Origin of the sequence: Burkholderia sp. ZZQ-2 (assembly GCF_050768715.1) — a bacterium.
GTDB lineage: Bacteria > Pseudomonadota > Gammaproteobacteria > Burkholderiales > Burkholderiaceae > Burkholderia > Burkholderia cepacia.
In genome coordinates, this window is record NZ_LDVA01000384.1 from 1 (window position 1) to 26,610 (window position 26,610).

At 68.1% G+C, this 26,610-nt stretch carries 25 protein-coding genes; 16 read left to right on the forward strand and 9 right to left on the reverse strand.

The window, feature by feature from the left end; genetic code table 11:
* Positions 1-102: 102 nt before the first annotated feature.
* The 10 genes from ABY44_RS38860 (at position 103) to ABY44_RS38905 (ending at position 11,026) form a co-directional block, all read left to right on the forward strand.
* Positions 103-1,212, forward strand: coding sequence for an NAD(P)/FAD-dependent oxidoreductase (locus tag ABY44_RS38860; protein WP_060174239.1), 1,110 nt, complete (start codon positions 103-105; stop codon positions 1,210-1,212).
* Positions 1,213-1,677: 465 nt separating this feature from the next.
* Complete coding sequence (locus tag ABY44_RS38865) at positions 1,678-1,989, forward strand: high-potential iron-sulfur protein (RefSeq protein ID WP_021163765.1); 312 nt, start codon at positions 1,678-1,680, stop codon at positions 1,987-1,989.
* Between the two features lie 191 nt (positions 1,990-2,180).
* Positions 2,181-3,488, forward strand: coding sequence for an MFS transporter (locus tag ABY44_RS38870; RefSeq protein ID WP_021163766.1), 1,308 nt, complete (start codon positions 2,181-2,183; stop codon positions 3,486-3,488).
* A gap of 319 nt (positions 3,489-3,807) precedes the next feature.
* A complete protein-coding gene (locus ABY44_RS38875) occupies positions 3,808-5,436 on the forward strand; it encodes an ABC transporter substrate-binding protein (RefSeq protein WP_059700427.1) in 1,629 nt (542 codons plus the stop codon).
* 110 nt (positions 5,437-5,546) lie between these two features.
* Positions 5,547-6,557 carry an ABC transporter permease subunit gene (locus ABY44_RS38880; RefSeq protein WP_011353491.1) on the forward strand — a complete coding sequence of 337 codons (1,011 nt, stop codon included), beginning with the start codon at positions 5,547-5,549 and terminating at the stop codon, positions 6,555-6,557.
* A gap of 4 nt (positions 6,558-6,561) precedes the next feature.
* A complete protein-coding gene (locus ABY44_RS38885) occupies positions 6,562-7,479 on the forward strand; it encodes an ABC transporter permease subunit (RefSeq protein ID WP_027788903.1) in 918 nt (305 codons plus the stop codon).
* Position 7,480: 1 nt separating this feature from the next.
* Positions 7,481-8,479 (forward strand): ABC transporter ATP-binding protein, encoded by a 999-nt coding sequence (locus tag ABY44_RS38890; protein WP_021163769.1) that lies wholly within the window; start codon positions 7,481-7,483, stop codon positions 8,477-8,479.
* The gene (locus ABY44_RS38895) at positions 8,476-9,492 is read left to right on the forward strand and encodes a peptide ABC transporter ATP-binding protein (protein ID WP_021163770.1); all 1,017 of its coding nucleotides are present in this window, start codon (positions 8,476-8,478) and stop codon (positions 9,490-9,492) included. Before ABY44_RS38890 ends, ABY44_RS38895 begins: the two co-directional genes overlap by 4 nt.
* Positions 9,485-10,630, forward strand: coding sequence for a TraB/GumN family protein (locus ABY44_RS38900; protein WP_049096980.1), 1,146 nt, complete (start codon positions 9,485-9,487; stop codon positions 10,628-10,630). Before ABY44_RS38895 ends, ABY44_RS38900 begins: the two co-directional genes overlap by 8 nt.
* 99 nt (positions 10,631-10,729) lie before the next feature.
* Positions 10,730-11,026 carry a hypothetical protein gene (locus ABY44_RS38905; RefSeq protein WP_124534604.1) on the forward strand — a complete coding sequence of 99 codons (297 nt, stop codon included), beginning with the start codon at positions 10,730-10,732 and terminating at the stop codon, positions 11,024-11,026.
* Positions 11,027-11,169: 143 nt separating this feature from the next.
* Here ABY44_RS38905 and pxpA read toward each other — a convergent pair whose 3' ends face one another.
* The 3 genes from pxpA to pxpB form a co-directional block, all read right to left on the reverse strand.
* Complete coding sequence (pxpA, locus tag ABY44_RS38910; protein ID WP_027788905.1) at positions 11,170-11,934, reverse strand: 5-oxoprolinase subunit PxpA; 765 nt, start codon at positions 11,932-11,934, stop codon at positions 11,170-11,172.
* A 70-nt stretch (positions 11,935-12,004) separates the two neighbouring features.
* Positions 12,005-13,072 (reverse strand): biotin-dependent carboxyltransferase family protein, encoded by a 1,068-nt coding sequence (locus tag ABY44_RS38915; RefSeq protein WP_431643581.1) that lies wholly within the window; start codon positions 13,070-13,072, stop codon positions 12,005-12,007.
* Entirely contained in the window at positions 13,069-13,725 is a 657-nt protein-coding gene (gene pxpB / locus ABY44_RS38920) for a 5-oxoprolinase subunit PxpB (protein WP_059700422.1), read from the reverse strand. Before pxpB ends, ABY44_RS38915 begins: the two co-directional genes overlap by 4 nt.
* Positions 13,726-13,873: 148 nt before the next feature.
* Here pxpB and ABY44_RS38925 point away from each other — a divergent pair, with 148 nt between their 5' ends.
* Entirely contained in the window at positions 13,874-14,386 is a 513-nt protein-coding gene (locus tag ABY44_RS38925; RefSeq protein ID WP_027788908.1) for a winged helix DNA-binding protein, read from the forward strand.
* 96 nt (positions 14,387-14,482) lie between these two features.
* Here ABY44_RS38925 and ABY44_RS38930 read toward each other — a convergent pair whose 3' ends face one another.
* Positions 14,483-15,091, reverse strand: a complete 609-nt coding sequence (locus ABY44_RS38930; protein ID WP_049096978.1) for a 5-formyltetrahydrofolate cyclo-ligase — start codon at positions 15,089-15,091, stop codon at positions 14,483-14,485.
* Between the two features lie 8 nt (positions 15,092-15,099).
* Here ABY44_RS38930 and ABY44_RS38935 point away from each other — a divergent pair, with 8 nt between their 5' ends.
* From ABY44_RS38935 to ABY44_RS38950, 4 genes are all read left to right on the forward strand, one after another.
* The gene (locus ABY44_RS38935; protein ID WP_060174238.1) at positions 15,100-17,052 is read left to right on the forward strand and encodes a lytic transglycosylase domain-containing protein; all 1,953 of its coding nucleotides are present in this window, start codon (positions 15,100-15,102) and stop codon (positions 17,050-17,052) included.
* Positions 17,053-17,344: 292 nt separating this feature from the next.
* Complete coding sequence (locus ABY44_RS38940; RefSeq protein WP_027788911.1) at positions 17,345-18,304, forward strand: complex I NDUFA9 subunit family protein; 960 nt, start codon at positions 17,345-17,347, stop codon at positions 18,302-18,304.
* Between the two features lie 63 nt (positions 18,305-18,367).
* On the forward strand, positions 18,368-19,015 hold the full coding sequence (locus tag ABY44_RS38945; protein ID WP_027788912.1) for a glutathione S-transferase family protein: 648 nt from the start codon (positions 18,368-18,370) through the stop codon (positions 19,013-19,015).
* Positions 19,012-20,253, forward strand: coding sequence for a multifunctional CCA addition/repair protein (locus ABY44_RS38950; RefSeq protein WP_027788913.1), 1,242 nt, complete (start codon positions 19,012-19,014; stop codon positions 20,251-20,253). The genes ABY44_RS38945 and ABY44_RS38950 overlap by 4 nt, the downstream gene beginning before the upstream one ends.
* Before the next feature lie 40 nt (positions 20,254-20,293).
* On the opposite strand, the gene ABY44_RS38955 is transcribed toward ABY44_RS38950, so the two are convergent.
* Complete coding sequence (locus tag ABY44_RS38955) at positions 20,294-21,079, reverse strand: helix-turn-helix domain-containing protein (RefSeq protein ID WP_060174237.1); 786 nt, start codon at positions 21,077-21,079, stop codon at positions 20,294-20,296.
* A gap of 443 nt (positions 21,080-21,522) precedes the next feature.
* On the opposite strand from ABY44_RS38955, the gene ABY44_RS38960 reads away from it, so the two are divergent.
* On the forward strand, positions 21,523-23,373 hold the full coding sequence (locus ABY44_RS38960) for a M24 family metallopeptidase (RefSeq protein ID WP_060174236.1): 1,851 nt from the start codon (positions 21,523-21,525) through the stop codon (positions 23,371-23,373).
* A gap of 19 nt (positions 23,374-23,392) precedes the next feature.
* Here the strand turns inward: ABY44_RS38960 and ABY44_RS38965 are convergent, their stop codons facing one another.
* From ABY44_RS38965 to flgA, 4 genes are all read right to left on the reverse strand, one after another.
* Entirely contained in the window at positions 23,393-24,748 is a 1,356-nt protein-coding gene (locus tag ABY44_RS38965) for an SGNH/GDSL hydrolase family protein (RefSeq protein WP_060174235.1), read from the reverse strand.
* A 217-nt stretch (positions 24,749-24,965) separates the two neighbouring features.
* Complete coding sequence (locus tag ABY44_RS38970) at positions 24,966-25,406, reverse strand: flagella synthesis protein FlgN (RefSeq protein WP_021163144.1); 441 nt, start codon at positions 25,404-25,406, stop codon at positions 24,966-24,968.
* 87 nt (positions 25,407-25,493) lie between these two features.
* Entirely contained in the window at positions 25,494-25,823 is a 330-nt protein-coding gene (flgM, locus tag ABY44_RS38975) for a flagellar biosynthesis anti-sigma factor FlgM (RefSeq protein ID WP_027788917.1), read from the reverse strand.
* 118 nt (positions 25,824-25,941) lie between these two features.
* On the reverse strand, positions 25,942-26,610 hold a 669-nt coding region (gene flgA / locus ABY44_RS38980; protein WP_431643582.1), incomplete at its 5' end, for a flagellar basal body P-ring formation chaperone FlgA.

A 26,610-nucleotide genomic window follows, 5' to 3' on the forward strand; every position in this document is an offset into this window, starting at 1 on the left:
GCACCGTGTCGTCGCGACGCGGTGCGCGACCTTCGGCAAGCGGGAGAACCGGGACGTACAATTCTCTTCTCTCCCCTCGACGCGCTAACGGCGCGAAACGTCATGGAGCAGATGGATTGTGTCGTGATCGGCGCCGGCGTCGTCGGTCTTGCGATTGCGCGCGAACTGGCCGCGCGCGGGCGTGAAACGCTCGTGCTCGAGGCCGCCGATGCGATCGGCACGGGTACGAGCTCGCGCAACAGCGAAGTGATCCATGCGGGGCTCTACTATCCGCGCGGGTCGCTGAAGGCGACGTCGTGCGTGCACGGGCGCGACCTGCTGTACGAATTCTGCGAGACGCATCACGTGCCGCACCGGCGCACCGGCAAGCTGCTCGTCGCCACGAGCGCCGCGCAGGTGAAGCAGTTGAAGGCGATCGCCGCGCGCGCGGCCGAAAACGGCGTGCTCGACCTGATGCCGCTCACGCGTGCCGAGGCGCAGACGCTCGAGCCCGCGCTCGAATGCGTCGAGGCGCTGTTCTCGCCGTCCACCGGCATCGTCGACAGCCACCAGCTGATGCTCGCGCTGCTCGGCGACGCCGAGCGCGGCGGCGCCGTATGCGCGCTGAAATCCCCGGTCGAATCGATCGACGTGCTGCGCGGCGGGCGCTTCGTCGTGCGCACGGGCGGCGACGCGCCCGCCGAGATCGAGGCCGCGTGCGTGATCAACAGCGCGGGCCTCGGCGCGCAGGCGCTGGCGCGCCGCACGCGCGGCCTCGACCCGCGCTGGGTGCCGCCGCTCTATCTCGCGCGCGGCAATTACTTCAGCCTGTCGGGCCGCGCGCCGTTCTCGCACCTGATCTACCCGATGCCCGATCGCGCGGGGCTCGGCGTGCACCTGACGTTCGATCTCGGCGGGCAGGCGCGCTTCGGCCCGGATGTCGAGTGGTGCGATTCGCTGCGCTACGAAGTCGATCCGGCGCGTGCGACCGCGTTTTACGCGTCGATCCGCGCGTTCTGGCCGGGCTTGCCCGACGATGCGCTGCAGCCGGCGTACGCGGGCATCCGGCCGAAGCTCGCGGGGCCGGGCGAGCCGCCGGCCGATTTCATCGTGCAGGGCGCCGCGCAGCATGGCGTGCGCGGGCTCGTGAACCTGTTCGGCATCGAGTCGCCGGGGCTCACCGCGTCGCTCGCGCTCGCGCAGCGCGTGGGCGACATGGCCGCTTACCGCTGATGTGGCGGGCGTGTAGCGGGCATGTCGCGTGTGCGTGTCGGCCAGGTTGCGGGCACATGGCAGCCTTGTGAAATTCCTTATCTCTGGAATTTCGGCACGCACATTTATTCGCTTGAGCGTTATTCTGTCGAACGGCTGTACAGGGTCTGTCTACCGATGGAACACGCATGCGTTGCCCCGAGAAGGGCCGCTCGCGAGGCGCGCGACGCCGCGAATACTGGACGTATTCGCAAGGAGTGCAACGCGGCGAGCGGCCCTTCTCGGGGCAACCCCTAATCGGTATCGTTTCCACGGGAAGGCCCGAAATCGCCCGCATGGCGGCGTCGGTCGTCGCTTGTTTGGCTCGGCCAAACGGCGCTCCTCCCTCCTTGCCCTGCGAGCGATTTCGGGCCTTCGCATGCGTGTTCCATCGGTAGACAGACCCTGGAACAGCTTTCAAACCGATAACGTTGGAGCGAGTCCCCCATGAAAACATCCCGTCGGAGTTTCCTGATTACGAGCATTGGTGCCGTGTCCGCGCTGGCGCTGTCGCGCGAAGCGCTGGCCGATGCGCCGATGCTGTCAGAAACCGATCCGACCGCCGTGGCGCTCGGCTACAAGGCCGATGCCACGAAGGTCGACAAGACGAAGTACCCGAAATACGCAGCGGGCCAGGATTGCGCGGCCTGCATGCTGTACCAGGGCAAGAAGGGCTCGGCCTCGGGCCCGTGCGGCGCCTTCCCCGGCAAGCAGGTGTCGGCGAAGGGCTGGTGCAGCGCCTTCTCGAAGATGGGTTGAGGCCCGTGCGGCATCGTGCGATGCCGCATTGTGGCGAAAACCGCAAAACGCCCGCCGTCGAACGATGGCGGGCGTTTTTTATTGCTTGAAAACGGTTCCGTCGCTTTCTACACTCGCTGCAAACCAGCGCGCCGCGGGCACCCCGCGCGCCGCGCCGCCCGACACGGCGTACTGACGAGGACGAGGCACGCATGGCGACGATTGCGAATTCAACGAAAACGATCCGGCCCGAGCGTGCGCTGAATCGCCGCGCGGTGTTCGCCGCCGTGATCGGCAACGCGCTCGAGTGGTACGACTTCACGGTGTTCGGCTTCATGACGGTCGTGATCGCCGAGCTGTTCTTCCCGACCTCCAGCGAATATTCGTCGCTGCTGCTGACGACGGCGACGTTCGGCGTCGCGTTCTTCATGCGCCCGATCGGCGGCATCGTGTTCGGGCTGTACGCGGATCGCGCCGGCCGCAAGGCCGCGCTGTCCCTCGTGATCCTGTTGATGACGGGCGGCATCTTCCTGCTCGCGGTCGCGCCGCCCTATGCGGCGATCGGCATCGGCGGCCCGATCCTGATCGTGCTGGGCCGCCTGCTGCAGGGCTTCTCCGCGGGCGGCGAATTCGGCAGCGCGACGGCGCTGCTGATCGAGGCCGCGCCGTTCTCGAAACGCGGCTTCTACGGCAGCTGGCAGATGGCGAGCCAGGCGGCCGCGCTGCTGATCGGCGCACTCGTCGGCGCGGCCGTCACGCGCGGGCTGTCGCACGATGCACTGCGCAGCTGGGGCTGGCGCGTGCCGTTCATCCTCGGGCTCGTGATCGGCCCGATCGGCTTCTACATCCGCCGCCATCTCGCCGATTCCGAAGCGTTCCTGCATGCGCAGCAGAACGCGCGCCGCGCGACGCTCGGCGAAGTGTTCACGCGCCACCCGCGCGAGGTGCTGTGCGGGCTCGGCTCGGTGATCGCGCTGACGGTGACGATCTACGTGCTGATCAGCTATCTGCCGACCTTCGCGGTGAAGCAGCTGAAGCTGCCCTACGCGGAATCGTTCTACGCGGTGATCGCCGGCAACCTGCTGCTGATGGTGCTGTCGCCGGTCGCGGGCGCGTGGTCGGACCGCATCGGCCGCAAAGGGCTGTCGCTGTGGTCGCTGGTGCTGACGCTCGCGCTGATGTATCCGCTGTTCGCGTGGCTCGACGCGGCGCCGAGCATCGCGCGGCTGATCGCGGTGCAGGTCGTGCTGTCGATCACGCTCGCGGGCTACTACGGGCCGTTCGGCGCGATGATCGCCGAGCTGTTCCCGGCCAACGTGCGCTCGACCGGGCTGTCGATCGCGTACAACGTCGCGGTGATGCTGTTCGGCGGCTTCGGGCAGTTCATCGTCACGTGGCTGATCAAGGTCACGGGCACGCCGCTCGCGCCGACTTACTACGTGATGGCGGGGATCGCGCTGTCGATCGTCGCGGTCGCGTTCGTGCCCGCGCGCAGCGCCGATCTCGACGCACCCGCATGACGACATGACGATTTGAAGACGGTCATCGGATCGTTTCGCAAAACGCAATGATGTGCTGCGGAACACGCGGAAACGGCGTATCGAGCCTTCGTGTTCGCGCCCGAATTGTTTAGTTGCCGAACGAAACTTGCGCGAGATGAACGAAATTGTCGCTCGCGCGCGTTTTCGCATTTTTTACCCACACTAAACATCGGCACAAACCCGCGCGGTCATGTAGAAGAGTTTTTTCTCCAGCTTGTTGCCACATCGTTAGCTCAAGTAATATCCGCGTACGCCGGCCCCTGGCGGGCCGGTTCCGACCTGGAGACCTGGAGGAAACATGGAATACAACCGTCTGTTGCACACCCTGCGTGTTACCGCCATTGCAGGCGTGGCAGCGGCATCGCTCGGCGTCGCGGGTTCTGCATTCGCACAGATTCCGAACAAAACGCTCGTCTACTGCTCAGAAGGCAGCCCGGCGGGTTTCGATTCCGCGCAATTTACGACCGGCGTCGATTTCACCGCCGCCACGTTCACCGTCTACAACCGCCTCGTCGAATTCGAGCGCGGCGGCACGAAGGTCGAGCCGGGCCTCGCCGAGAAATGGGACGTATCGCCCGACGGCAAGGTGTACACGTTCCACCTGCGCCACGGCGTGAAGTTCCACACGACCGACTTCTTCAAGCCGACGCGTGAATTCAACGCGGACGACGTGCTGTTCACGTTCCAGCGCATGCTCGACCCGAACCAGGCGTTCCGCAAGGCGTACCCGGTGTCGTTCCCGTACTTCACCGACATGGGCCTCGACAAGCTGATCACGAAGGTCGAGAAGGTCGATCCGTACACCGTGAAGTTCACGCTGGCCGAGCCGAATGCGCCGTTCATCCAGAACATGGCGATGGAATTCGCGTCGATCCTGTCGGCCGAATACGGCGACCAGCTGATGAAGGCCGGCAAGGCCGCCGACATCAACCAGAAGCCGGTCGGCACGGGCCCGTTCATCTTCCGCAGCTACACGAAGGATGCGACGATCCGGTTCGACGGCAATCCTGATTACTGGAAGAAGGGCGAAGTGAAGATCTCGAAGCTGATCTTCTCGATCACGCCCGACCCGGGCGTGCGCGTGCAGAAGATCAAGCGCAACGAATGCCAGGTGATGAGCTATCCGCGTCCGGCCGACATCGCGACGCTGAAGGCCGATTCGGGTGTCGACATGCCGTCGCAGGCAGGCTTCAACCTCGGTTACCTCGCGTACAACGTCGAGCACAAGCCGGTCGACAAGCTCGAGGTGCGTCAGGCGCTCGACATGGCGATCAACAAGAAGGCGATCCTCGAATCCGTCTACCAGGGTGCCGGTCAAGCGGCTTCCGCGCCGATGCCGCCGACCCAATGGTCGTACGACAAGAACCTGAAGATGGCCGCGTACGACACCGCGAAGGCGAAGGCGCTGCTGGCGAAGGCCGGCTATGCGAACGGCTTCGAGATCACGCTGTGGGCGATGCCCGTGCAGCGCGCGTACAACCCGAACGCCCGCCTGATGGCCGAGATGATCCAGGCCGACTGGGCGAAGATCGGCGTGAAGGCGAAGATCGTCACGTACGAGTGGGGCGAGTACATCAAGCGCGCGCACTCGGGCGAGCAGGACACGATGCTGATCGGCTGGACGGGCGACAACGGCGACCCGGACAACTGGCTCGGCACGCTGCTCGGCTGCGAAGCGATCAAGGGCAACAACTTCTCGCACTGGTGCTACAAGCCGTTCGACGAGCTGGTCCAGAAGGGCCGCACGACGACGGGCCAGGACGCGCGGACGAAGCTCTACACGCAGGCCCAGCAGATCTTCGCGCAACAGCTGCCGTTCTCGCCGATCGCGAACTCGACGGTCTACCAGCCGGTGCGCAAGAACGTGGTCGACATGCGTATCGAGCCGCTCGGCTACGCCCGTTTCGACGGTGTTGGCGTGAAGTAATACGCCTGTCGTAAGCTGTCGCGAAGACCGGCTAATTCATCCGGCGGCGGGAGGCCAAAAGCTTCCCGTCGCCGGTCGCACATTTCCCACAAGAAAATACGAGACGCATCATGTTCACATTCGTGTTGCGCCGCGTGGGGATGGTGATCCCGACCTTCATCGGCATCACCATCCTGGCGTTTGCGCTGATTCACCTGATACCGGGCGACCCCATCGAAGTGATGATGGGCGAGCGCGGCGTCGATCCCGCGATGCATGCGGAGGCGATGAAACGCCTCGGGCTCGACCAGCCGCTGCCCATGCAGTACCTCCACTACATCGGCCGGGCGCTGCATGGCGACCTCGGCACGTCGATCATCACCAACACGAGCGTCGCGGGCGAGTTCTTCGCGCGCTTCCCGGCGACCGTCGAACTGTCGCTGTGCGCGCTCGTGTTCGCGCTCGCGGTCGGCCTGCCGGCCGGCGTGATCGCCGCGCTGCGGCGCGGCTCGGTCGTCGATCACGGCGTGATGGGCACCGCGCTCACCGGCTACTCGATGCCGATCTTCTGGTGGGGGCTGATCCTCATCATGGTGTTTTCGTCATACCTCGGCTGGACGCCCGTGTCGGGGCGCATCGCCGTCGAATACGACTTCCCCCATCCGACGGGCTTCATGCTGATCGACGCGCTGCTCGCGCCGGACGAAGGCTCGTTCAAGTCGGCGGTCAGCCACCTGATCCTGCCCGCGATCGTGCTCGGCACGATCCCGCTCGCGGTGATCGCACGGATGACGCGCTCGTCGATGCTCGAAGTGCTGCGCGAGGACTACATTCGCACCGCACGCGCGAAGGGGCTGTCGCCCGCGCGCGTGGTCGTCGTGCATGCGCTGCGCAATGCGCTGATCCCGGTCGTCACCGTGATCGGCCTGCAGATCGGCACGCTGCTCGCGGGCGCCGTGCTGACCGAGACGCTCTTTTCGTGGCCCGGTGTCGGCAAGTGGCTGATCGATGCGATCGGCCGTCGCGACTATCCGGTCGTCCAGGGCGGCATCCTGCTGATCGCGACGCTCGTGATCGTCGTGAACCTGGTCGTCGACCTGCTGTACGGCGTGCTGAATCCGCGCATCCGCCACACGAGGTAATTCCATGAGCAATCTGCAAAACACCTTGCCGAGCGAATCCGCGCCGGCCGGCGGCCGTGCGCTCGCGCTGCGCGAGTTCTGGGCCAACTTCTCGCGCAACCGCGGCGCCGTCGGCGCCGGGATCGTCGTGATCGTGCTGATCCTGGTCGCGCTGCTCGCACCGGTGCTCGCGCCGCACAGCCCGGTCGAGCAATACCGCGACTATGTGAAGATTCCGCCCGCGTGGCTCGCGGGCGGCAACTGGCAATTCATCCTCGGCACCGACGAAGCAGGCCGCGACATCCTGTCGCGCCTGATGTTCGGCGCACGGATGTCGTTCTGGATCGGCTTCGTGTCGGTCGTGCTCGCGCTGATCCCCGGCATCGTGCTCGGGCTCGTCGCCGCGTTCTTCCAGAAGTGGGCCGACACGCCCGTGATGCGCATCATGGACGTGCTGCTCGCGCTGCCGTCGCTGCTGCTCGCGGTCGCGGTCGTCGCGATCATCGGCCCGGGCCTCACCAACACGATGTTCGCGATCGCGATCGTCGCGCTGCCGGCCTATGTGCGTCTCACGCGTGCGTCGGCGCTCGGCGAGCTGCAGAAGGAGTACGTGACGGCGTCGCGCGTGGCCGGCGCCGGCACGCTGCGCCTGATGTTCTCGCAGGTGCTGCCGAACTGCACGGCGCCGCTGATCGTGCAGGCGACGCTCGGCTTCTCGTCGGCGATCCTCGACGCGGCCGCGCTCGGCTTCCTCGGCCTCGGCGTGCAGCCGCCGACCGCCGAGTGGGGCGCGATGCTCGCGTCCGCGCGCGACTACATCGACAACGCATGGTGGATCGTGACGATGCCCGGCCTGTCGATCCTGATTTCGGTGCTCGCGATCAACCTGCTCGGCGACGGGCTGCGCGACGCGCTCGATCCCAAACTAAAGCGGATGGCATGACATGAGCGAGAACCTACTGACCATCCGCAATCTCGCGGTGAACTTCAACGGCCTGCCCGCCGTCGACCGGATCAACCTGTCGATCGCGCCGGGCGAGGTGGTGGGCGTCGTCGGCGAATCGGGCTCGGGCAAGAGCGTGACGATGATGGCGCTGATGGGCCTGATCGACGCGCCGGGCAAGGTGACGGCCGACGAAGTCACGTTCAACGGCGTCGACCTGCTGAAGGCATCGCCGAAAGCGCGCCGCAAGATCGTCGGCAAGGACATCGCAATGGTGTTCCAGGATGCGCTGACGAGCCTGAACCCGAGCTACACCGTCGGTTACCAGATCAAGGAAGTGCTGAAGCTGCACGAAGGGCTGCGCGGCGACGCGCTGCACCGGCGCGCGCTCGAACTGCTCGACCAGGTCGGCATTCCCGATGCGAAGAACCGCATCGCGTCGTTCCCGCACCAGATGTCGGGCGGGATGAACCAGCGCGTGATGATCGCGATGGCCGTCGCGTGCAACCCGAAGCTGCTGATCGCCGACGAGCCGACCACCGCGCTCGACGTGACGATCCAGGCGCAGATCATGGACCTGCTCGTGAAGCTGCAGAAGGAGCGCGGGATGGCGCTCGTGCTGATCTCGCACGACCTGGCCGTGGTGTCGGAAGTCGCGCAGCGTGTCGCGGTGATGTATGCGGGCGAGGTCATCGAGACCAATCGCGTGCCCGACATCTTCCGCGCGCCGCATCATCCGTACACCGAAGCGCTGCTTGCCGCGATTCCCGAGCACAATAAGGGGGCGCGTCGCCTTGCCGCATTGCCGGGCATGGTGCCGGGCCGCGATGATCGCCCGTCCGGGTGCCTGTTCGCGCCGCGCTGCAAGTACGTCGTCGACGATTGCCGCAAGGCGCGGCCGGCGCTCGATACGCTGGTGCCGGCCAACGATGCGATGCGTGCGCGCTGCATCAAGCCGCTCAATGTTTCCAACCTCGACCTGACGGGAGGTGCACGATGAATGCAGTCAATCAGACGCGTGCCACGCCGCACGACGAGGAAGCCGTGCTGGTGGCCGACGGCCTCGCGAAACACTATTCGGTGAAACGCGGGATGTTCGGGCAGGGTACGGTGAAGGCGCTGAACGGCGTGTCGTTCTCGCTGAAGCGCGGCAAGACGCTCGCCGTCGTCGGCGAATCGGGCTGCGGAAAATCCACGCTCGCGCGCCAGCTCACGATGATCGAGACGCCCACCGCGGGCCATCTGACGATCGACGGCAAGGACGTCGCCGGCGCGAACCGCGAGACGGTCGCCGACCTGCGCCGCCGCGTGCAGATGGTGTTCCAGAACCCGTTCGCGTCGCTGAACCCGCGCAAGACCGTCGAGCAGACGCTCTCCGAGCCGCTCGAGATCAACGCGAACCTGACGGCCGCCGAGCGCGCGCAGCGCATCGCGCAGATCATGCGCACGGTCGGCCTGCGGCCCGAACACGCGAAGCGCTATCCGCACATGTTCTCGGGCGGCCAGCGCCAGCGTGTCGCGATCGCGCGCGCGATGATCCTCGATCCGCGCATCGTCGTCGCCGACGAGCCGGTGTCCGCGCTCGACGTGTCGATCCAGGCGCAGATCCTGAACCTGTTCATGGATCTGCAGGAGCAGTTCAAGACGAGCTACGTGTTCATCTCGCACAACCTGTCGGTGGTCGAGCACGTCGCGGACGACGTGATGGTGATGTACTTCGGCAGCGTCGCCGAGCTCGGCGACAAGGCGACGATCTACGCGCGGCCGCGCCATCCGTACACGCGCGCGCTGATGTCGGCGACGCCGGCGATCTTCGAGGAAGACCGCCGCGTGCAGATCAAGCTGCAGGGCGAACTGCCGTCGCCGCTCAATCCGCCGTCGGGCTGCGCGTTCCACCAGCGCTGCCCGTATGCGGTCGAGCGCTGCCGTGCGGAGGAGCCGCAGCTGCGCGAGGTCGACGGCCGGCGCGTGGCCTGCCATCGGGCCGAGGAGGTAGGGGAGGCGAATGCCTGAAGCGTTGGCGGCGCGCGCGTCCGGCGTGCGCCGTGCGGGGGCAGGCGGCGCGCGCGTGATGCGCGCGTACCGCTACGCGCGGCGCTGGGGCGTGCGTACCGTCACGGGCGCCGCGCTGGCCGGCGCGTGCGTGGCGGCCAGCCTCGTGGTTCCCGTCGAATCCGCGCGCGCCGAAGGGCGCGCGCCGGCCACCTCACCGATCCATCCGTCGCAAGTCCCGCCGCCCGGCATGAGCCTGCCGGGTTTTCACGCACCCGCCGTGTCGAACGGCACGGTCGCGAGCGGCGCGGTGCGCGTGCAGCCCGCGCGCATGCCGTTCTACGTCGCGACCAAGGGGCGTGTCACGCTCTACGTGCTCGGCACGCTGCACACGGGCGATCCGTCCGATTACCCGAGCGCGCAGCCGTTCCGGCCGCGCATCCTCGCGGCGCTCGCCGCGTCGCCGACGCTCGCGCTCGAGCTGTCGCCCGACGACCTGCTCGAATCCCAGGACGACGTGTCGAAGTACGGCGTATGCCGCTACCCGTGCCTGCAGCGCCTGCTGCCGGATCCGCTGTGGCAGCGGCTCGCGGCGCGCCTGCGCGGCAACCCGGCCGCGCTCGCCGAGATCCGCAAGATGCGGCCGTGGCTCGCGGCGCTCGTCGTCGAGACCTACGATTCGCTGTCGGCCGGCCTGCAGACCGAGTACGGCACCGAGGCGCAGTTGCAGAACGTGTTCCTGAAGAAGAAGGGCGGCCGCGTGATCGGGCTCGAGACGCTCGCCGAACAGATGCGCGCGTTCACCGGGCTGACGCTCGCCGAGCAGCGCGAGATGCTCGCGCAGGACATGGTGCAGACGCCCGCACAGAACGCCGACGACATCAAGGCGCTGCACCGACTGTGGCGAATTGGCGACGCCGATGCGATCTCGGCGTGGGCCGTCGCGAAGAGCGAACGGCTCGCGCGTTCGAAGGTGTTGTCGGCGTCGATCGACAACAAGATCGTGTACGAGCGCAACCGCCGCTTCGTTGCACGGATGACGGCAATCGCCGCACCGAACCGGCCGCTGTTCGTCGCGATCGGCGCGCTGCATCTGGGCGGCCCGCGCGGCGTGCTCGAATTGTTGCGCCAGCAAGGATACCGGGTCGACGCGAACTGATCGCGCCCGACGGCCCGCACCGATCTTCCCCTGTTTGATTGGCCTCGCGCACCCGCGGCGAAACGCGTGCGCGTGGGCGGCAATCGATAAGGAAAACCCTTGAATCGTCGGAAAATAGCGTTTAAAACGATTGACATCCCGTTCTGCCAATATCTATTCTTCACCCCACAAGTTGAAAAAATGAAAAGAATAGATAAGTTCTACGGGGTAGCAGAAATAAGCGCGGGGTTAGCGTTGCCGGCACGTGAAGCACGTGCCGGCCGCGGAGTGTCTGCATGCACGGCGGGGCCAATCATCGTCGTACAAAACATGCATGCAGGCCGACTTGCAGATAAAGCAACGTTCCGTCGTCTGACCGGGGAATGCAGTGATCGGGCGGCGGCGGACGTTTTTTAATCCGGAAGATTTTTCCGGTCACCGTCGAAAGACGGTTTCGGGGGGCGAATCGACAGACGGCGAAGCCGCAGCGATTGCGCCAACGGAAAAGCGCCACGAGGGCGCTTTTTTCTTTTGTGCGACGGATCAGGCAGCCGGCCGGGTCACGTGCGTTCGTCGGCCTGCAGCATGCCGGGCGCGACGACGTCGACACCCACCGCCTCGAGCGCGGCACGAATCCGTTTCGCGAATACCAGCGCATGCGGCCCGTCGCCGTGCAGGCAGACGGTCTGCGCATTGAGCATCACCCACTCGCCGCCGATCGCGCGCACCTGACGGCTGCGCACCATGTCCAGCGTACGCGCGATCATCGTGTCTTCGTCGTCGATCAGCGCGCCGGGCTGGTTGCGCGGCACGAGCGAGCCGTCCGCGCGGTAGCCGCGATCGGCGAACACTTCCTCCACCGCGGCGAGCCCCGCGTGCCGCGCGGCCGCGACGAACACGCTGTTCGCGAGCCCGAAGACCGCGAGCGACGGATCGAAATCGCGGATCGCGGACACCACAGCATCGGCGATCATCGGGTCGCGTGCGGCCTGGTTGTACAGCGCGCCGTGCGGTTTCACGTGCGCGATGCGCCCGCCCTCGGCCTGCGCGATCGCCGACAGCGCGCCGAGCTGGTACAGCACGCCCGCGTAGATGTCGCCGGCCGGCAGCTGCATTTCCTTGCGGCCGAAATTCTCCGGATCGTGAAAGCTCGGATGCGCGCCGATCGCCACGCCTTTCTGCACGGCCCAGCGCACGCAGTCGCGCATCGCGTTCGCGCCGCCCGCATGCCACCCGCATGCGATGTTCGCGGACGTGACGAGGTCGAGCAGTGCCTCGTCCGAACCGCAGCCTTCGCCGAGATCGGCATTCAGATCGATTTCCATGGTGTTCCTCGTCCACTGATTGCGTGGCCCGTCCTTGCTGCTACTGCCTTCGGTACTGCTACCGCCATTGTCATGCCGCGCGCGACTGGGCGCGGCGGCGCGCTTCCTCGCGCATGTCGATCGCCACGTCGATCTGCCGCAGATAGGCACGTTCTGCGGCCAGGGCGGCGCGCGCGGCGTCGGGTGTCGTGCGCACGAAGCGGACCGGCAGGTTGAGCCGCGCCTGCGCGAGTTTCCACAGGTCCGCACGGATCACCGTGCCGATCTTCGGGTAGCCGCCGGTGGTCTGCGCGTCGTGCATCAGCACGATCGGCTGGCCGTTCGGCGGCACCTGGATCGTGCCGGGCAGCACCGCATGCGACAGCAGCTCGGCCGGCCGCTCGCGCACGAGTTCGACGCCCGCAAGCCGATAGCCCATGCGGTTGCTGTTCGCCGTGACGAGCCATTCCTCGTCCCAGAACGCCTGCTGCGCATCGGCGGCGAACGACGCGTAGTCGGGGCCCGGCAGCACGCGCACGGGCATCGCCCACGGCGCATGCGCGGGGCGGTGGCGGCGCGGCGGCTCGTCGACGCGCGCGAACGCGCACCACGCCGGCGCCTTTACCCCGAATTCGGGCGCATCGGCCGCGAGGCAGCCCATTCCGGCCGGAAGCACGCCGACCGGGAGGCGATCGCCGTCGCGCAGCGCGCGGCCGCCGAGGCCGCCGAAGCGCGACGCGAGATCGGTGCTGCGCGAGCCGAGCATCGGCAGCACGTCGATGCCGCCGGCGATGCACAGGTAGCCGCGCATCCCGCGTTTCGCGGCCGGCAGCACGAGCGTCTGCCCGGCCTCGACCGGCAGGCTCCACCACGAATATACGCGCCGGCCTTCGAGCGTGGCGCCGAACTCGGTGCCGGTGATCGCGATGCGGGTCGCGCGCGTGAAGCGGAAGGCGGCCGGTCCGATCGTGATTTCGACGGCCGCCGCGTCGGGACGGTTGCCGACCAGCCGGTTGCCGACCTCGAGCGCGAGGCTGTCGAGCGCGCCGCCCTGCGCGACGCCGAGATGGCGCGTGCCGCGGCGGCCGAGATCCTGCACGGTGGACAGCGGGCCGGCCCGCACCACCTCGATGGTGCCCGGTGCGTTGCTCTGGGTCATCGCGCGTCGACTCCCGCAATGGTGAAGCGCACGCGGTCGCCGGGCAGCAGCAGCGTCGGCTGCGGCCGCGCCGGATCGAACAGCACGTGCGACGTGCGGCCGATCAGTTGCCAGCCGCCGGGAGACGTGGCCGGGTAGATGCCTGTCTGCGCGCCGCCGATGCCGACCGAGCCGGCCGGTACTTCGAGGCGCGGCGCCGCGCGGCGCGGCGTGTGCAGCGCGGCATCGAGCCCGCCGAGATACGCGAAGCCCGGCTGGAAGCCGACGAAGAATACGACGTAGGCGCCGGCTGCGTGGCGCGCGACGACCTCGTCGGCCGACAGGCCGGTATGGGCGGCGACGGCCGCCAGGTCGGGGCCGGCGGCGCCGCCGTACTCGACCGGGATTTCGACCTCGCGACCGTCCGCATGCTCGACGTCGGCCGTCTCCCACGCGTCGCGCAGCGCCGGCGTGAGCGATTCGGCCGTCGTGGCGAGCGCGTCGAACACGATCGTCAGGTTGTTCATGCCGGGCACGACGTCGACCACGTCGGGCCACGCGCGCGCGACCTCGGCAACGGCCCAGACGCGGCGCTGGCAATCGAGCGTGGCGGGCGGCGGCACCTCGCAGACGAGGGCGGCATCGCCGAGCGGATAAATGCGGGGTTGCGTCATCGGACTGGCACGGTTCGGACGGCAATGTTAGCGCACATTGTCAATAAAATATCGACAACTTCCCAATAAGCGTTTTCGCCTAGCCCGGATGTACGGGCTTCTGGCGTACACTCGGCACACCCTGTCATCCGGCTTGCTCCGTCTTTACATGAAGCGTCCTGCGACCAAGATCGTGTCATCCGAACACCTCGTTTCCGATTCGAGCGCGGAGCTGTCGGAGCTCGAATACGGGCTCATCATGGCAGGCAACGCGTTCAACCGGTGGATGGTGCGCTGCATGTCGGCGGCCGGCGCGAAGGACATGACGGCGGTCGAGGTGTCGCTGCTGCATCACGTCAGCCACCGTGAACGCAAGAAGAAGCTCGCCGACATCTGCTTCGTGCTCAATATCGAGGATACGCACGTCGCGACCTATGCGCTGAAAAAACTGATCGCCCGCGGCTATGTGAAGAGCGAGAAGAACGGCAAGGAAGTGTTCTTCTTCGCGACCGACGCAGGCCGCGACCTGTGCCTGAAGTACCGCGAGGTGCGCGAGCACTGCCTGATCGAGACGCTGAAGGACAGCGGGCTCACCAACGAGCAGATCGGCGACGCGGCGCAGTTGCTGCGCAACGCATCGGGGCTGTACGACACGGCCGCGCGCGCGGCGGCGTCGCTGTAAGCGGTTGGACCGGGGTCGGGCCGGGGTTGCGCCGGCGGTGGCGCGCGGCAATGCGCTGACGGGCGTGCGACGACGGACGCCGCGCCGCCCGCCGCATCATCCGGCGGCCGGGTAGAGCGCGCCGTCGGTCACGATCCAGCGCAGCGCGAGATCGTGCGCTTCGGCCGGCAGTGCGTCGACGCGGCACGCTTCATAGGCGATGCCGACCGTCACGGGCGGCTGGCTGCCCGGCCACGCGGCGAGCGTGCGGTCGTAATAGCCGCCGCCGTAGCCGAGCCGGTAGCGCTGCGGATCGAATCCCACACAGGGAATCAGCAACAGGTCGGGCACGACGACGATTCCCGACGCCGGTTCCGGAATCCGGTGATGGCCTTCACGCATCGGCGTATGCGTGTCCCATGCATGGAACTCGAGCGGCGTGTGCCGCTCGCCGATCACGGGCAGCGCGGCGCGCCGGCCGGCACCGGCCGCGCACCAGGCGAGCACCGCATCGCGCGCGTCGAATTCGCCCGGCAGCGGCCAGTAGAACCCGACCGTGCGCGGCGCGAGCCGCTCGAGCAGCGTGCGCAGCCGCGCGTCGAGCGCGGCGTTCGCGGCGGGTTGCGACGCGGCGTCGCGACGCGCGCCGGACAGCGTTTTGCGTAGCGCAACCTTCGGGTTCGGCACAGGGTTGCGTGCTATGCTTTCGCTCACTTCGTGCTCCATTCAAAACGATGTCGAACAGCCTTTTCCGAGTATATCGCGCGGTCGCGCTGACGCTTTCGGCCACCGCGCTCGTCGCGGGCACGGCCGCGTGCGCCGCACCGAACGACGATACGGTCTCCGGGGACGACCAGACCTTCGTGCAGCTTCGTGAAGCAGCGCGCCGCAACGACGCCGCGAAAGCCGCGCAGCTCGCGTCGATGATTCCGAACTATCCGGTACCGTCCTACGTCGAGTATTTCCAGATCAAGCCGCAGCTGTTCGATTCGACGGGCCGCGCGCGCGTGGATGCGCCGGACGCGCCCGTGCAGTCGTTCCTGCAGCGCTACGATGGCCAGGCGATCGCCGACCGCCTGCGCAACGACTACCTGCTCGTGCTCGGCGCGCGCCACGACTGGCGCAACTTCGACGATCAATACAAGCGCTTCGTGCTCGACGACGACACGCAGGTCAAGTGTTATGCGCTCGAATCGCGCGCGGCGCGCGGCGAGAACGTCGCCGATGCGGCACGCGCGCTGCTCGTCGAGCCGAAGAATTACGGCGACGCATGCGTCGACCTGATCACCGCGCTCACGGTCAACCAGCAGTTCACGAGCGACGACGTGTGGCAGCAGGCGCGCCTCGCGTACGAGCAGAACTACACGACGCTCGGCGGCAAGATCGTCGACGCGCTCGGCGCGCGTCCGGTCGGCTTCGACCAGGCGACGAGCGCGCCGCCGCTGTACCTCGCGCGCGGCGTCGGCCCCGACGCGACGTCGCACCAGCTCGCGCTGATCGCGCTCGGCCGCATGGCGCGCAACGATCCGGACGCGGCCGCCGGCATGCTCACGACGGTCGCGCCTTCGCTGACCAAACAGGAGCAGGCGATCGCGTGGGGCGCGATCGGCTACCAGGGCGCGATCAAGCGCTCGCCGCTCGCGTCGGTCTGGTACGCGAAATCCGCGAATGCGCCGCTGTCGAACCCGGGCTACGAATGGCGCACGCGCGCCGCGCTGCTCGCCGGCAACTGGCCGATGGTGCGCTGGTCGATCGAGCAGATGCCGCCGTCGCTGCGCGACGATCCGGCCTGGATCTACTGGCATGCGCGCGCGCTCAAGCAGAGCGGCGACACGCTGCAGGCGAACCAGGAATTCGAGCAGGTCGCCGGGCAGTACAACTTCTACGGGCAGCTCGCCGGCGAAGAGCTCGGCCAGCGCACGACGATCCCGCCGCGCACGAAGGTGAGCGACGCCGAGATCGACGCGATGAGCAAGATTCCGGGCTTCGCGCTCGCGCAGCGTTTCTACGCGCTGAACCTGCGCCTCGAGGGCAACCGCGAATGGAACTGGCCGCTGCGCGGGATGACCGATCGCCAGCTGCTCGCGGCCGCCGAGTACGGCAAGCGTGTCGACCTGCTCGACCGCACGGTCAACACGGCCGACCGCACGAAAGCCGAGCACGATTTCACGCTGCGCTACCCGTCGCCGTACCGCAACATCGTCGAGCGCTACGCGCAGTCGACGGGCCTCGACACCGAATGGGCGTACGGGCTGATCCGCCAGGAGTCGCGCTTCATCACGAGCGCGCGTTCGTCGGTGGGCGCGGGCGGCCTGATGCAGCTGATGCCGGCCACCGCGCAGATGGTCGCGAAGAAGCTCGGCCTCGGCACGATCTCGCGCACGCAGATGCACGACATCGATACCAACATCCAGCTCGGCACCTGGTATCTGGCGGACATCTACAACAACTTCGACAGCTCGCCGGTGCTCGCCACGGCCGGCTACAACGCAGGCCCGGGCCGGCCGCGCCAGTGGCGTCAGGTGTTGACGCAGCCGGTCGAAGGCGCGATCTTCGCAGAAACGATTCCGTTCAACGAGACGCGCGACTACGTGAAGAACGTGCTGTCGAACACCGTTTATTACGCGGCGCTCTTCGAGGGCAAACCACAGTCGTTGAAGAGGCGTCTGGGCATGATCTCGCCCTGATCCGCACTCTTCACACTGCCGCGCGAGACGCGGCAGTGTTCAAGGGGCTGTTCACGCTAATAACGGGCTTGCGAACGTGCCTTGCCGGCCGCAATGCGGCCGGCAAGGCACGTTCCCCTGTTTGGAAAAAATCATGCGCGGGGCTGACCCCCGGAAGGGCCGATCGCCGCGTCATGCTCCTCGCGAATACGTCGAGTAATCGTTTCGTTTCGTCGCAATCCTTGCGCTCGGCCCTTCTGGGGGCCAGCGCAAGCCCGTTATTAGCGTGAACAGCCCCTTAGAGGTCCCGACCATGGATCGCCAGACCGTCGCGCTGCTGGGCGGCACCGGCTTCATCGGCAGCCGGCTCGTCAATGCGCTGATCGACGCCGGCAAGCAGGTACGGATCGGCACGCGCCGGCGCGACCACGCGCGCCACCTGCAGATGCTGCCGGTCGAAATCGTCGAGCTCGAAGCGCTCGACACGCGCACGCTCGCGCGCTTCGTCGCCGGTGCGCACGCGGCGATCAACCTCGTCGGCGTGCTGCACGGCGGCCGCGGTACGCCGTACGGGCCCGGCTTCGAGCGCGCGCACGTCACGCTGCCGGCCGCGCTCGCGACCGCCTGCACCGAGGTGGGCGTGCAGCGCGTGCTGCACATGAGCGCACTCGGCGCCGATTCGCATGGCGCGAGCATGTACCAGCGCTCGAAGGGCGACGGCGAGGCCGCGCTGCATGCGATCGCGGCGACCGATTCGCTCGCGCTGACGATCTTCCGCCCGTCGGTCGTGTTCGGCCCCGGCGATGCGTTCCTCAACACGTTCGCGAACCTGCAGCGCACGATGCCCGTGCTGCCGCTCGCGATGCCCGACGCGCGCTTCCAGCCCGTGTTCGTCGGCGATGTCGTGCGCGCGTTCGTCAACACGCTCGATCTCGCGGCCGCGCACGGCAAGACCTACGAACTCGGCGGCCCGACCGTCTACACGCTCGAGCAGCTGGTGCGCTATTGCGGCACGCTGGTCGGCCGGCAGGCACGCATCGTGCGGCTGCCCGACGCGCTCGCGCGGCTGCAGGCGAGCGTGTTCGAATGCCTGCCCGGCGAGCCCGTGCTCACGCGCGACAATCTCGCGACGATGTCGGTGCCGAACGTGCTGTCGGGGCCGCTCGCGCCGGAGCTCGGGATCTCGCCCGCGAGTCTCGAAAGCATCGCGCCCGCGTATCTCGGCCAGGCCGCGCAGCGGTCCCGGTTCGACTGGTTCCGCTCGCGCCGCTAGGCCGGCCCGGGTGCCTTCGTTCGGCTTCGTCCTTTTCACCTTCTCGTTTTCCGGAACACCGTCATGAAACTCGTCATTGGAGACAAGAACTACTCGTCGTGGTCGATGCGTCCGTGGCTGCTGCTCGCGCATTTCGGCATCCCGTTCGACGAGATCGCGATCGAGCTGCGCCACGACGACACGGCCGCACGCATCCTCGAGTATTCGCCGTCCGGCAAGGTGCCGTGCCTGATCGACGACCACGGCGTCGCGATCTGGGATTCGCTCGCGATCGCCGAGACGCTCGCCGAACGCTATCCGCAGTTTCCGATGTGGCCGGCCGATCCGCTCGAGCGCGCGCATGCGCGCTGCGTCGCGGCCGAGATGCATGCGGGCTTCGCGGCGCTGCGCACGCAGATGGGCATGAACGTGCGTGCATCGATGCCGGGGCGCGGCGCGACGCCCGATGCGCTCGCCGACGTCGCGCGCATCGACGCGTTGTGGAGCGCGTGCCTCGAGGCGTCGGGCGGGCCGTTCCTGTTCGGCGAATTCGGGATTGCCGATGCGATGTACGCGCCCGTCGTGATGCGCTTCAACACGTACGCGCCGGGCCTGTCGCCGGACGCGGCCGGTTATGCGGCCCGCGTGACGGCGCTGCCGGCCGTCCAGCGCTGGATCGACGCCGCGCGCCGTGAAACGAACGTGATCGCCGAATTCGAACCGCAGCCATGAACATCTACGCTGTAGGCGGTGCGATCCGCGACGAATTGCTCGGCGTGCCCGTGCAGGACCGCGACTACGTGGTGGTGGGCGCGACCCCCGAGCAGATGGCCGCGCAGGGTTTCCGGCCGGTGGGCAAGGATTTCCCGGTCTTCCTGCATCCGCGGACGCAGGAGGAGTACGCGCTCGCGCGCACCGAGCGCAAGACGGCGGCCGGTTATCACGGCTTCCAGTTCCACTACGCGCCGGACGTGACGCTCGACGAGGATCTCGCGCGGCGCGACCTGACGATCAACGCGATGGCGCGCGAGGTCAGCCCGGAGGGCGAGCTCGTCGGGCCCGTGATCGACCCGTTCGACGGGCAGGCCGACCTGCGCGCGCGCGTGTTCCGCCATGTGAGCGATGCGTTCGTCGAGGATCCGGTGCGGATCCTGCGCATCGCGCGCTTTGCCGCGCGGTTCGCGGATTTCACGGTCGCGGACGAAACGCTCGCGCTGATGCGGCGGATGGTCGACGCGGGCGAGGTCGATGCGCTCGTGCCCGAACGCGTCTGGCAGGAAATCGCGCGCGGGCTCATGGAGGTGAAACCGTCGCGGATGTTCGCGGTGCTGCGCGAGTGCGGCGCGCTCGCGCGCATCCTGCCCGAAGTCGATGCGTTGTGGGGCGTGCCGCAGCGCGCCGACTACCACCCGGAGGTCGACACCGGCGTGCACGTGATGATGGTCGTCGACCATGCGGCGAAGCAGGGTTATTCGCTGCCGGTGCGCTTCGCGGCGCTCACGCACGATCTCGGCAAGGCGACGACGCCTGCCGACGTGCTGCCGCGCCATATCGGCCACGAGGGGCGCAGCGTCGACCTGCTCAAGCCGTTGTGCGAACGGCTGCGCGTGCCGAACGAATGCCGCGATCTCGCGCTCGTGGTCGCGCGCGAGCACGGCAACCTGCATCGCGTGATGGAGATGGGCGCGGCCGCGCTGGTGCGGCTGTTCGAGCGCAGCGACGCGCTGCGCAAGCCGGCGCGTTTCGCCGAGATGCTGCAGGCGTGTGAATCGGATGCGCGCGGGCGGCTCGGGCTCGATACGCAGCCGTATCCGCAGGCCGAGCGGCTGCGCGTCGCGCTCGCGGCCGCGCGTAGCGTCGATGCCGGCGCGATCGCGCGCGGCATCGGCAACGACACGGAGAAGATCCGGGAAGCCGTGCATCGCGCGCGGATCGAGGCCGTCGCGCAGGCGCTCGAGATCGGCGAATAACGGCGGCGGGAAGGGCGCGCGTCGCGCGCCTGCGAAGCCGTTACGGCTTCTTCTTGCGTGCCGGCTTGGCGGCCGCCACGCGTTTGCCGGCGGCCGCGCTCGGTCTGGCTGCCGCCTTCTTGTCCTTTTTCACGGTGCCGGCGGCACGATCGCGATCCGCCCGTTCGGGCGCCGGCCCGCGGCGGCCCGTGCGCGGTTCGCCCGCCGCGGCGCGCGCGACGGGGGCCGGTTTCGCGGTGTCCATCGTCGCGGACACGAACCCGGCGCGACGGTCGTCGAACAGCGGCAGCGTGCCGACCGCGATCACCTCGGCCGGCCCGTCGCCCATGTTGGCGACCCGATGCCGCTTGCGCGCGTCGAAGTGCAGCGAGTCGCCGGGCGACAGCGGGTAGTTCTTCCTGCCGATCGTGAAGCAGATCCGGCCGGCCAGCACGTACACGAATTCGTCGCCGCCGTGCGCCACCCATTCCGAGCGGTAGCCTTCCATCATCCGCACCTTGAGCGCGTTGATCTGGCTGCCGTCGAACGTGGTGGACAGGCGTTCGTACCATTGCGACGTGGCGTCGAGCGCGTACGCCTTGCGGCTGCCCTCGTGCGAATCGGGCTGCACCTGGCGCGGCTGGTCGATCAGCGCGCCGAGCGGCACGTCGAGCGCCTTCGCGACGTTGACGAGCGACGACAGCGAGATGCCCGTGAGATGGCGCTCGACCTGGGACAGGAACCCGACCGACAGTTTCGCTTCGGTCGCGACTTCCAGCAGCGTCTTCTTCGCTTCCCGGCGCAGGCGGCGAATGCGCTGGCCGATACGCATGATGTCTGAATCCATGAATCTCTTTCGCGGCAACGAATCGGGAGGCGGGCGGACGGGCGGTGCAGTCGCCGGACAGGGAATTCCGCGCACCGCACGAAGCACGGCCGCCGGGGCGGCGATGCCGGCGCATTGTACCGCGCGGTGCCGCCGGACGAACGCCCGCTGTGCAGGGATCCGCAAGCGTCATGCCGATTTTAGCCCTACGAAAATTTCAGCTTGACCTCGATTTCAGCGTGCTCTAGATTCTGTCGCGCGCATCAAAAAAAGTTAAGTGAGACGAAAATTTTTTTAAGGGCCTGCCGCCGGGACGGTACGGCGGCCCGGCGCCGTGCCGCGCCGGGTCGAGCGTCGACCGTGCAGCGGCGCCGGGCCGCGTCAGGCCTGCTTCAAGCCTGCTTTGGGCCTGTACCCCGCCGCGTCACCGCCGGCCGCCGACAACAATGCATAACGGGCTTCCGATGATCGATCGACTGAAATACAGCTTCTCCGGCCTTCCCCCGTACGACGCGTCCGTCGTCGACACGCAGGCGGGCCTGTCGCGCCTGCTCGACGCCGCGCGGCTCGACGCGGTACTGGTCACGTCGCAGGACGAGTACGTGACCGAGTACCTGCCGCGCAGCAACAATCCGCGTTATGCGCTGTCGGGCTTCGACGGTTCGGCCGGCTGCGGGATCTTCCTGAGCGCGGCGACCGCGCAGGCGCTCGGCGTGCCGCCGTTCGTGCTGTTCGTCGACGGTCGTTATCACCTGCAGGCCGAGCAGCAGTGCGATCCGGCGCGCGTGCGCATCGAGAAGCTCGGGATGAACGTGACGATCTGGCAGGCGATGGCCAACTGGCTGGTGGCGCACGGGAGCCGGCTCGCACGGGTCGGCTACGACGCGCGGCGGATCAGCGTCGCGCAGCGCGATCGCCTGTTCGAGCAGACGCAGGCCGCGTCGCTCGACTGGACGAGTCTCGCCGATCGCGAGATCGATCTCGCGATCGCGTTGCCGGGCTGGGTCGTCGAGCGGCCGATCTTCGAGGTGCCGGAAGCGATGACCGGCCTGAGCGTCGCGCAGAACCTCGACGCGCTGAACCGCAAGCTCGCCGCGCATACCGGCGCGCCGGACGGCAGGACCGCCTTCTTCACCTGCGCATCGGACGACCTCGCGTATCTGCTGAACAGCCGCGGTTATCACATCCCGAATGCGTCGTCGCACCTCGGCTTCCTGTTCGCGGTGGGCGGGCAGGTGGCGTTGTTCCTGCCGGAAGGCTGCGACCGCTGCGAGGTCACGCTCGAGTCGTATCCGGCGCTGCACGTGATCCGGCGCGATGTCGCGGCGCTCGAGCGCTTTCTCGCGCCGTTCGCGGTCGATCACGTGTGCTACGGCTTCGAATCGGTGAACTGCGCGCTCGTCGACGCGGTGAAGCGGGTATGGCCGCAGGCGCGGCATGCCGATTTCAACCCGGTCGAGGCGATGCGGGCCGGCAAGACGCCGGCGGTGCTCGACCGGTTCCGAGACGCGTTTGCGCGCAGTTCCGCGGCGATCGCCGAGACGATGCGCTGGGCGAAGACGGGCGAGCCGGGCGTGCGCCATACCGAATACGACCTGGCGCGCGCGATCAACGATGCATACGCCGCGCGTTCGGCGGTTGCGCTGACGTTTCCGTCGATCGCCGCGAACGGCGCGAACAGCGCGTTCGCGCATTACACGGCGGCGAGCGCCGACGTCGAGCTGACGGAAGGCGAACTCGTGCTGCTCGACAGCGGCGCGTATTACGAAGCCGGCTTCGCGACGGACTGCACGCGCGTGGTGCTGCGCCGGACGCGCCCGGATACGGTCGCGCAGCCGTGGCAGCGCGAGATCTACACGGTCGCGCTGAAGGCCTGCATCAAGGGGCTCGTCACGCGCTTCCCGAGCACGGCAAAGGGCGGCGACGTCGATGCGCTCGTGCGGCAGGTGTGCCGCGATCACGGCCACGATTTCGGCCACGGCACCGGGCACGGCGTCGGGATTCACGTGCACGAGGGCGGCGTGCGGTTCGCGCCGGGCGCGCAGTACGGGCTCGTGCCGAATGCGGTGATTTCGGTCGAGCCGGGCATCTACCTGCCGGGCAAGGGCGGCGTGCGGATCGAGAACATCGTGATCATCCGCCAGGACGACGCGCAGCCGGATACCGTGACGTTCGAGAACATCGTGACGGTCGGCTACGACTGGGACCTGATCGATCTCGACCTGCTGGACGACGACGAGCGCGCATACCTGCGCGACTACGAGCGGCTGTGCGTCGAGCGCGGCACGCAGGTCACCGCGTGTCCGCTGCTGTAGGCACCGCCGCCCGCGCCGGTCAGTTCAGCAGGCGCGCCCGCGCGAACGGCGCGATCCGCTCGGCGAGCCACGCGTGCGTGCGTGTCGTCGGGTGCAGCGTGTCCCAGAACACGAAGCGCGCCGGGTCGCGGCAGTCCGCACGCGGCGTCTGCGCGCTCAGGTAGGTGAGCGACGACGGTTTCGGGATGTCGAGGCACGCGCGCTTCGCGTCGTCGAAGCCGTATTGGGCAGGATGGCTCAGCAGGTCGTCGAACAGCGCGTACGCGTCGAACACCTCGAGCCGCAGCGTCGCGCCGTAACGGGCGCGCAGCGCGGCGGCCGCGTCGGCGAGGCGCTGGTTGTAATCCTTCACCTGCGCGGCGACGCTCGCCGTGTCGGTGCGCGTCGCGAACACCGGTGCGCGCGACACGTCCGGCAGCGTGACGAGCATGATCCGCGTCGCGCCGGCCGCGGCGAGCCGCTCGAGGCTGTCGCGCACCGCATTCGCCGCCTGCTCGGGCGAGCGCCCGTAGTTCACCAGGTCGTTGCCGCCCGCGAACACCGCGAACAGCGTGTTGGCGGGCCGGTAGTCCGGCGCGCGATCCATGTATTCGCGCCACGAGTCGATCTGCTGCACGAGGCCCGGCACGACGAGGTACTGGTCGGTCGCCGCGCCGCCGATCGCCCAGTTGTAGAACGGCAGCCGCAGCGCGTTCGCGAGATATTCGGCCCACACCGGGCCGTTGCTGAAGCGTCCCGCCTGCCAGCTCGTGCCGTTCGGCAGCTTCCACTGGCTCGCGTTGAACATGTTCTGCGTGTCGGACAGGCTGTCGCCGAACACGATCAGCTTGTTGACGCGTGCGTCCTGTTGCGCGGCGTCGACGGTCCACACCGTGTAGTTGAACGACAGCGCGTTGTTCGCCGCGACCGCCTGCACGAGGTCGGACCTGATACCTTTCGCGGCCAGCGTCTTGCGGCACACGTCGGCGAGCGTGTCCTGCGTCGTCGTGCTGTAGAACATGTTCTTCCACTGCGTGATGCCGTCCGCCCACCAGTAGCCGGACACGCGATACCAGTCGCCGCCGGCGGGGTCGCGCGCCCATTCGTAGGTCGCGGCCGGCTTCAGCGGATCCGCGTCGATCCGGTACCAGCAGCGCAGGTACGTGTAGGTGTCGGACCCGCGGCGCGACGCGCGCGGCGTCGCGCCGGGCGTACCCGGCGCGGCCGGCGGCACGATGTCGGGGCCGGCCGGCGACAGCGACATGTCGCCAGTCGGCACGGGCAGCGGTGCGGCGCCGGCGGCCTGCGCGGCGGAAAGCGTCAATGCGGTGCCCAGCGCCGCGGCGGCGGAAACGGCGGCGGTGCGGTACGAAAACGGAATGCGGAAATATGGCATGCGGCCCTCTTCTGATTGTTGTGACGGGACGGCGGCGCGGTTGCGCAGCCGTGTATCGGAAGGGACCGTGAGTGCCGGGTTCGAGCCCGGTCTGTCGAAATGCGGGAGGCCGCGAATGGCGGCGAGGTGCTTGCTGCGAGGTACTACGAGCTGCTACGAGGTGCGGCAGGGAAGGCAGCGGCGCCGCTGCCGGTCAGTCAGTTGGTCAGTCAGTGCTTCAGCGCATGAGCGCCGATACGCGCCCGTCGGGGCCATAGACGCCGGCCGGCGCGGGCGCCGAGCGCAGTACCGCGAGCGCGCGCTCGTTGTAGTCCATCCGGATCCGGATCAGCATCCCGTTGTTCGCATTGGCCTGGCGCGCGCGTTCGGCGGCCTGTTGCAGCAGCTGCCAGCGGCCGGCGAGGCGCGCATCGCGCTCGGCGGCCTGGTCCATTCCCTTCTTGCCGGCCGGAAAGCCGAGCGCGGAAAGCTGGGTGTCGCGCGTGCGTTCGAGCTGCGCGAGCCGGTCGATCAGCTCGCTCTTCTTCTCGACGATCCCGGGCAGCATCTCGAGCGGCTGGGCCATCGTCAGCGCCTTTTCCTCGTAGGCGAGCAGGGACGCGAACGCCTCGACCGTCGCGTGTTCGTCGTTGACCGTGGCCAGCAGCTCTTCTCTCATCGCGTCATGCTCGTCGCGCCGGCGCGGGTTGGGCGCGTCGGCAAACCGGGAGACCGGGGGACCGGGGGACCGGCCGCGAGGCCGGCTTCAGTTGCCCGGGCGCTGCTGCTGCAGCAGCTCGCGGGCGGTATTCAATACGCCGTCGGCGATCTTGTTCGCATCGATCGTCAACGTGCCGTTGTTCAGCGCGTCCTTGATCGACTGGACGAGGCCCGTGTCGATATCGGCGTTGCCGGACGCGGATACCGAACGCAACTGGCCGGACAGACCCGACAGGTTCACGGTCGTGTCGCCGCCGGTCGACCCTGCGTCGGCCGCCTGCGCGGACGAAGACGAGGCCGTGCCGGATGGCGCACGGGTCGCGCCGTTGCCGGTCGGCGCCAGGGGGCTCGGGTTCGGAGTGGAATCGATCTTCACGATGGGTTTCCTGTTCGGTTTGACCCAGATAACGGCCGGGTCGGCCCGAACTTTAGCATCGCGAGCCCGAAATGCTCCGAATAAACAATTCTTTACATTCTTGCCGCTGGATCCGTTCCTACAGCGGAATCTCCACGGTGCCGGCGTCCTTGACGATCGCCGTGACGATCTGGCCCGCCGCCATCCGCACCCTGACCGACTGGCCGGGCGCGGCATTCGCCAGCGCGCTGCCCTCGGCCGAAATCGTGAAACCGGGCCCGGCCGCGACGACCCGCACCGTCTGGCCGGCCGACACCGACGCCGCGCTCTTCAGCAGGTCCTGCCGCAGCGGCAGCCCGGCCGAGATGCGCGCGAGCGCGGTCGAGCCGATCGCCTGCGCCGGATCGGTGATCACCGCGAGCGGCAGCACCGTCAGGTCGCCGTCGCGGGCGACCAGGTCGGCCGCGGAGAGCGGCTCGCCGGGCGCGATCTGGCGCGCGGCGACGTAATAGGTGGCCTGCACGGTCACTTTCGCCTGCAGGTAGACGGTCCACGGCCGCTCGCCCGCGCAGCGCACGCCGACCGTCGTGCGGCCCCACAGGCGCGCGCCGGTCGGCATGAACGGCTCGAGCGTCGTGCACGCGGCGAGCCCGCGCGGAAACGCGGTCGTGACCGTCGCGGTGGTCTTGCCGGGCAGGCCCGCGATCTGCTGCTGCAGGAACGCGAGAGCCGCGCGGCGGATCGACTCGGGATCCTGCTGGCCGGGCGGCGTCGCGGGCTGGGCTGCATTGGCTGCATTGGCGGTATT

What these genes read in the sequence shown, in the direction of transcription:
- ABY44_RS38930 (WP_049096978.1), bottom strand. Translation starts at nt 15,091, where the DNA reads ATGGAGCACGAAGTGAGCGAAAGCATAGCACGCAACCCTGTGCCGAAC.
- ABY44_RS38885 (WP_027788903.1), top strand. Translation starts at nt 6,562, where the DNA reads ATGAGCAATCTGCAAAACACCTTGCCGAGCGAATCCGCGCCGGCCGGC.
- ABY44_RS38965 (WP_060174235.1), bottom strand. Translation starts at nt 24,748, where the DNA reads ATGCCATATTTCCGCATTCCGTTTTCGTACCGCACCGCCGCCGTTTCC.
- ABY44_RS38890 (WP_021163769.1), top strand. Translation starts at nt 7,481, where the DNA reads ATGAGCGAGAACCTACTGACCATCCGCAATCTCGCGGTGAACTTCAAC.
- ABY44_RS38945 (WP_027788912.1), top strand. Translation starts at nt 18,368, where the DNA reads ATGAAACTCGTCATTGGAGACAAGAACTACTCGTCGTGGTCGATGCGT.
- ABY44_RS38960 (WP_060174236.1), top strand. Translation starts at nt 21,523, where the DNA reads ATGATCGATCGACTGAAATACAGCTTCTCCGGCCTTCCCCCGTACGAC.
- ABY44_RS38970 (WP_021163144.1), bottom strand. Translation starts at nt 25,406, where the DNA reads ATGAGAGAAGAGCTGCTGGCCACGGTCAACGACGAACACGCGACGGTC.
- ABY44_RS38875 (WP_059700427.1), top strand. Translation starts at nt 3,808, where the DNA reads ATGGAATACAACCGTCTGTTGCACACCCTGCGTGTTACCGCCATTGCA.
- ABY44_RS38955 (WP_060174237.1), bottom strand. Translation starts at nt 21,079, where the DNA reads ATGGATTCAGACATCATGCGTATCGGCCAGCGCATTCGCCGCCTGCGC.
- ABY44_RS38925 (WP_027788908.1), top strand. Translation starts at nt 13,874, where the DNA reads ATGAAGCGTCCTGCGACCAAGATCGTGTCATCCGAACACCTCGTTTCC.
- ABY44_RS38895 (WP_021163770.1), top strand. Translation starts at nt 8,476, where the DNA reads ATGAATGCAGTCAATCAGACGCGTGCCACGCCGCACGACGAGGAAGCC.
- ABY44_RS38860 (WP_060174239.1), top strand. Translation starts at nt 103, where the DNA reads ATGGAGCAGATGGATTGTGTCGTGATCGGCGCCGGCGTCGTCGGTCTT.
- ABY44_RS38865 (WP_021163765.1), top strand. Translation starts at nt 1,678, where the DNA reads ATGAAAACATCCCGTCGGAGTTTCCTGATTACGAGCATTGGTGCCGTG.
- ABY44_RS38915 (WP_431643581.1), bottom strand. Translation starts at nt 13,072, where the DNA reads ATGACCCAGAGCAACGCACCGGGCACCATCGAGGTGGTGCGGGCCGGC.
- pxpB (WP_059700422.1), bottom strand. Translation starts at nt 13,725, where the DNA reads ATGACGCAACCCCGCATTTATCCGCTCGGCGATGCCGCCCTCGTCTGC.
- ABY44_RS38935 (WP_060174238.1), top strand. Translation starts at nt 15,100, where the DNA reads ATGTCGAACAGCCTTTTCCGAGTATATCGCGCGGTCGCGCTGACGCTT.
- ABY44_RS38870 (WP_021163766.1), top strand. Translation starts at nt 2,181, where the DNA reads ATGGCGACGATTGCGAATTCAACGAAAACGATCCGGCCCGAGCGTGCG.
- ABY44_RS38900 (WP_049096980.1), top strand. Translation starts at nt 9,485, where the DNA reads ATGCCTGAAGCGTTGGCGGCGCGCGCGTCCGGCGTGCGCCGTGCGGGG.
- pxpA (WP_027788905.1), bottom strand. Translation starts at nt 11,934, where the DNA reads ATGGAAATCGATCTGAATGCCGATCTCGGCGAAGGCTGCGGTTCGGAC.
- ABY44_RS38880 (WP_011353491.1), top strand. Translation starts at nt 5,547, where the DNA reads ATGTTCACATTCGTGTTGCGCCGCGTGGGGATGGTGATCCCGACCTTC.
- ABY44_RS38950 (WP_027788913.1), top strand. Translation starts at nt 19,012, where the DNA reads ATGAACATCTACGCTGTAGGCGGTGCGATCCGCGACGAATTGCTCGGC.
- ABY44_RS38940 (WP_027788911.1), top strand. Translation starts at nt 17,345, where the DNA reads ATGGATCGCCAGACCGTCGCGCTGCTGGGCGGCACCGGCTTCATCGGC.